At 65.9% G+C, this 4,762-nt stretch carries 5 protein-coding genes and 1 pseudogene; 5 read left to right on the top strand and 1 reads right to left on the bottom strand.

The window, feature by feature from the left end; all coding sequences use genetic code 11:
- Positions 1–23: 23 nt before the first annotated feature.
- On the bottom strand, positions 24–626 hold the full coding sequence (gene yihA, locus VF497_RS12995) for a ribosome biogenesis GTP-binding protein YihA/YsxC (RefSeq protein ID WP_330889363.1): 603 nt from the start codon (positions 624–626) through the stop codon (positions 24–26).
- A gap of 123 nt (positions 627–749) precedes the next feature.
- Between yihA and VF497_RS13000 the strand changes: the two genes are divergently transcribed.
- The 5 genes and pseudogenes from VF497_RS13000 to VF497_RS13020 form a co-directional block, all read left to right on the top strand.
- Entirely contained in the window at positions 750–1,406 is a 657-nt protein-coding gene (locus VF497_RS13000; protein ID WP_330889365.1) for a c-type cytochrome, read from the top strand.
- 134 nt (positions 1,407–1,540) lie between these two features.
- On the top strand, positions 1,541–2,236 hold the full coding sequence (locus tag VF497_RS13005; RefSeq protein ID WP_330889367.1) for a thiol:disulfide interchange protein DsbA/DsbL: 696 nt from the start codon (positions 1,541–1,543) through the stop codon (positions 2,234–2,236).
- A 30-nt stretch (positions 2,237–2,266) separates the two neighbouring features.
- Positions 2,267–2,971, top strand: a complete 705-nt coding sequence (locus VF497_RS13010; protein WP_330889369.1) for a thiol:disulfide interchange protein DsbA/DsbL — start codon at positions 2,267–2,269, stop codon at positions 2,969–2,971.
- 121 nt (positions 2,972–3,092) lie between these two features.
- The gene (locus VF497_RS13015; RefSeq protein WP_330889371.1) at positions 3,093–3,839 is read left to right on the top strand and encodes an endonuclease/exonuclease/phosphatase family protein; all 747 of its coding nucleotides are present in this window, start codon (positions 3,093–3,095) and stop codon (positions 3,837–3,839) included.
- Between the two features lie 12 nt (positions 3,840–3,851).
- A pseudogene (locus VF497_RS13020) lies at positions 3,852–4,762 on the top strand (lytic murein transglycosylase); the annotation flags it as partial.

Consider the following 4,762-nt stretch of genomic DNA (forward strand, 5'->3'; position numbering starts at 1 on the left):
CAAGAAACTGACGTCGCGGCGTATCAGGATTGGGACAGCAGCGCAACGAGCGCGCCGCGCGCCTCGTCGAGGCCGGTCTTGGCCTGCGCCGAGAACAGCTGCGCGGTCGCCGTATATCCCGCCGCGGCGATTTCCTTGCGCACCAGCGCCAGCGTGCGCGCCGCTTCGCCGCGGCCGAGCTTGTCGGCCTTGGTCAGCAGCACGTGGCAGGCCAGGCCGATGTCGTGGCAGTAAGCGAGCATCTGCCGGTCGAATTCCTTGAGCGGGTGGCGACTGTCGACGATCAGCACGACGCCGCGCAGCGACTCGCGCTCGCGCAGGTAGGCGTCGATCACGCGCCGCCATTTGTCGCGCATCGCCTCGGGCACCTTGGCGTAGCCGTAGCCCGGCAGGTCGACGAGGCGGTGCCCGTCGTCCAGCGCGAATACGTTGAGCAACTGCGTGCGCCCCGGCGTCTTCGAGGTGCGCGCGAGGCCCGATTGGTCGCAGATCGCGTTGAGCGCGCTCGACTTGCCTGCATTCGAGCGCCCGGCAAAGGCGATCTCGGCGCCCGCGTCCGCAGGCAGCTGGCGCAACTCGGCGGCGCTGGTGAGGAAGGCGGCGCTGCGAAAGGGATTGTGCTTCATCGTTTGTTGCCGCCGTGTTTGACCGCCGCCGAGTGCGACTGAGATAATTTGCCGATTGTGCCGCAGCCGGCGCGGAAAAGGCTGCCCCATGGCAAACGTTGCGATTTTTTCGGAGTGAAGGGTATGAGCTTTCGGTACGTGATTGGCATGGCAGTCCTGCTCGGTGCGGGCATGGCACAGGCCGCGGACAAGCCGGTCGTCGGCGATGCGACCGCCGGCGCGGCCAAGGCGGCCACCTGCGGCGCCTGCCACGGTGTCGACGGCAACCCCGCCTCCGCGCAGTACCCGAAGCTGGCCGGACAGGGCGAAGCCTACGTCGCGCGCCAGGTCGATCTGATGAAGACCGGCAAGCGCCAGAACGCGGTGATGATGGGCTTCATCGCCAACATGTCGGTGCAGGACATGCATGACATCGGCGCGTTCTACGCGGCCAAGACCTCGCTGCCCGGCGTCGCCGACACCAAGCTCGTCGAGCGCGGCCAGGCGCTGTACCGCGGCGGCAACGCCGATACGCGTACGCCGGCGTGCATGGCCTGCCACGGGCCTGACGGTCGCGGCAACCCCGGCGCGGTCTACCCGCAGCTCGGCGGCCAGTACGCCGACTACACCAGCGCCAAGCTCAAGGCGTTCCGCGACGGCCAAGGCTTCAGCGACGACGAGCACGGCAAGATCATGACCACGGTCGCCAAGCCCTTGACCGACGCCGACATCGCCGCACTCGCCAGCTACATCGAAGGCCTGCACGCGGCGGCGGCGAAGACGGCCGAAGTGGCCAAGTGACGCGGCCGACGTAGATCGAACGCGTCATTCCGGCAAGGAATGGAAACTTTCCGCGCCGGCAAGCGTCATTCTTCCATGGCATCGCCGGTCGTTATCGGCGGTGCCATTTTCGTATTGCTGCAAAGGAATCCCCCATGCTCGCCCGTTTGCTGACCATCGTTTTCGCCACCACCGCACTTGCCCCGCTCGCCCAGGCGCAAGCACCCTCCGCGCCGACGCAGTGGAAAGAAGGCACGCACTATTTCCTCGTCGAGCCGGCCGTGCCGAGCGAGGTGGACGCAGGCAAGGTCGAAGTGACCGAAGTGTTTTCATACGGCTGCCCGGCCTGCAATTTCTTCAACCCGACGATGGTCAAGCTGAAGAAATCGCTGCCGGCCAACGCGGTGATGACCTACGTCCCCGCTTCGTTCAAGGCCAACGAAGACTGGCCGATGTTCCAGCGCGCCTACCTGACCGCGGCCACGCTCGGTGTCGCCGACAAGTCGCACGACGCGATGTTCGACGCGGTGTGGAAGCCGGATGCGCCGCTCGCGATCATGAGTGCCGACGGACGCACGATCAAGAATCCGCTGCCCTCGATCGAGGACGCGGCCAAGGTCTACGCGCAATACGGTGTCAAGGCCGAGGATTTCGTCGCCACGGCCAATTCGTTCGCGATCAACGCGAAGATGAAGCGCGCCGACGCCTACCTCAAGGCGACGTTGACCGACTCGACGCCGACGATTGTGGTCGGCGGCAAGTACCGCTTCACGCCGACTTCGGCCGGCGGCGAAGACAAGGTCGTGCCGCTCACGCAGTACCTGATCCAGCTGGCCGCAAGCAGCAAATAAGCCCTCGTACCGCACACCCTCGGAGCCGCCATGTTCAAACGCCTTGCCTCCCTGCTCATCGCCCTGCTCGCGATGTCGGCCTGCACCAGCGACAAGACCGCGACGGCCGCTACCGATCCGGCCGCGGCCAAGCCCGCGGCGGCGACCGCCGCGCCCATGCGCGACTGGCAGCTCGGCTCCGACTATTTCCTCATCGACCCGCGCGTGCCGACCACGACTGGCGACAAGATCGAAGTCGTCGAAGTGTTCTCCTATGCCTGCCCGCACTGCGCGCATTTCCAGCCGACGATGGACGAGTTGAAGGCCAAGCTGCCGGCGAATGCGCAGATCGTGCTCATCCCGGCGGTGTTCAACCCGCAATGGGAGCCGTTCGCGCGTGCGTTCTACACAGCGCGTTCGCTCGGCCTGCTCGACAAGACGCACGCCGCGCTGTTCGAGGCGCTGCATACCCAGCATCAGCAGCTGTTCTCGATCGACGCGCTCGCGAACGACTTCTACGCCAAGTACGGCGCCGATCCGAAGTCGTTCCTTTCCACCGCGAACTCGTTCGTCACCGACAGCCAGATCGCGAACGGCAGCAACCTGGTCAAGGCATATGGCATAGGCTCGACGCCGACGCTCGTGATCAACGGCAAGTACCGCGTCGAGATGAACACCGAGAAGAAGATCGGGCCGACCGAGGCGCTCGAGATCGCGTTGATGCTGGTCAAGCAGGAAGCCGCGGCGAAGAAATGATCGCAGGCGCGTGACCGCAGGCGAGCTTGCGGTCGTCACCTGCGCGCCGTAGGCTCGCGCAGTGTCCGCCGCTAGTGCAAATCACGCCGACAAATCCGCCGCAAGCTCGCGCCTGCGGCTGATGAGTTGCAACATCCTCGCCGGCGGCAGCGTGCGCAAATACCGCCACTACGTCACCGAGGGCTGGAAGCAGGTGCTGCCGATGCGCAGCAAGCGCGAGAACCTCGACCGCCTCGCCCGCCTGCTCGCCGGCTTCGACCTCGTCGGCCTGCAGGAAGCAGACGCCGGCTCGCTGCGCTCCGGCTTCCTTAACCAGACCGAATATCTCGCCGAGGGCGCGGGTTTTGCGTACTGGAGCCACCAGCCGAACCGCAAGATCGCGCAGTTCGCCGCCTCGAGCAACGGCCTGCTCACGCGGTTCAAGCCGGCTGAAGTACGCGACTACGCGCTGCCAAGCCGCATTCCCGGTCGCGGCGCGATGTGGACGCGCTTCGATCTCGACGGCGAGGAGCTGATCGTCGTCGTTGTCCATCTTTCGCTCGGGCCGCAGGCGCGCACTCGCCAACTCAATTTCATCGCCGACCTGATCTGGGCCAGCCCGCACGTCGTGCTGATGGGCGACTTCAACTGCGCGCTCGACAGTGCCGAGATGGTCCAGCTGTTGCGGCGCACGAGACTGACTCCAGCGCACGAGGTGCCGCCGACCTTTCCGAGCTGGCGTCCGCGCCGCGCGATCGACCACATCCTCGTTTCGGAAAAAATGGAAATAGAGAAATTGTATACTTTGCCCCACGCCGTCTCCGACCACCTGCCGCTGGCCGCCGAGATCCGCCTGCCGGCGCCGCTGCGCCTGCCCGCCAACCATTGATCGCACTGCAAGATGAAAACGTTCGTCCGCATCGCCTTCGTCGCCTGCTTGCTCGCCGCCGCTGCGGCTCACGCCGACACCACCGAACTCACGCGCCAGCGCGAACAGTTCCCCGCGGTCTGGGAGCTGGCCAAGCGCGATCCGACCGGAAGCTGGGCCCGGCTTGCCTCGGGCCTGGAAAGCTACCCGCTGTATCCCTACCTCGGCCTCGCTTCGCTGCAACGACGAATCAAGGAGGCGAAGCCGGAAGAAGCCGAGGCCTTCGTCAAGGCATGGCCGAACTCGCTGCCGGCAACGCTGCTGCGCGAAGCCTTCCTGCCGGAACTTGCCAAACGGCAGGACTGGAAGAGCTATCTCGCGCTCTACGATGACGCCACGAAAAACCGCGAACTGCGTTGCAACGCGTTGCAGGCGAAGCTCGCGCTCGGCCAGAAGATCGATTCCGTCCAGGCCGATCTTGATAAATTCGTTCAGTCGATCTGGCTCAGCGCAAACGACCTGCCCGATGCCTGCGATGCCGCGGCAAGCTGGGCACGCAGCCAGGGCAAGCTGACGCCGGCGCTGATCTGGCAGCGCATCGACCTCGCCTCGACCAAGGCCACACATGCCAGCGTCGTTGCCGCGCTGGCGACGCAACTGACCGGCGCCGACAGGACCGCGGCCGAACACATAGCGCTCGCACTGCGTGATCCGGCGGTCGCGCTCAAGCAGGCGAATGCCTGGCCCGATGCCCCGCGCTCGCGCGACGCGATCGCGATTGCCATCGAACGGCTGGCCAAACGCGATGCGGATGCGGCAGCGGCAAAATGGGATGCCGTACGCAGCCAATTCCACTTCGACAAGGACCAGCAAGGCCGCGCGCTGCGCGCGATCGCGCTGTACCGCGCATCGAGCTACTCGCCCGATGCGCTCGCGCGCCTGAC

The organism is Rudaea sp. (assembly GCF_036383415.1).
In the GTDB taxonomy this organism is placed as follows: Bacteria; Pseudomonadota; Gammaproteobacteria; order Xanthomonadales; family Rhodanobacteraceae; genus Rudaea.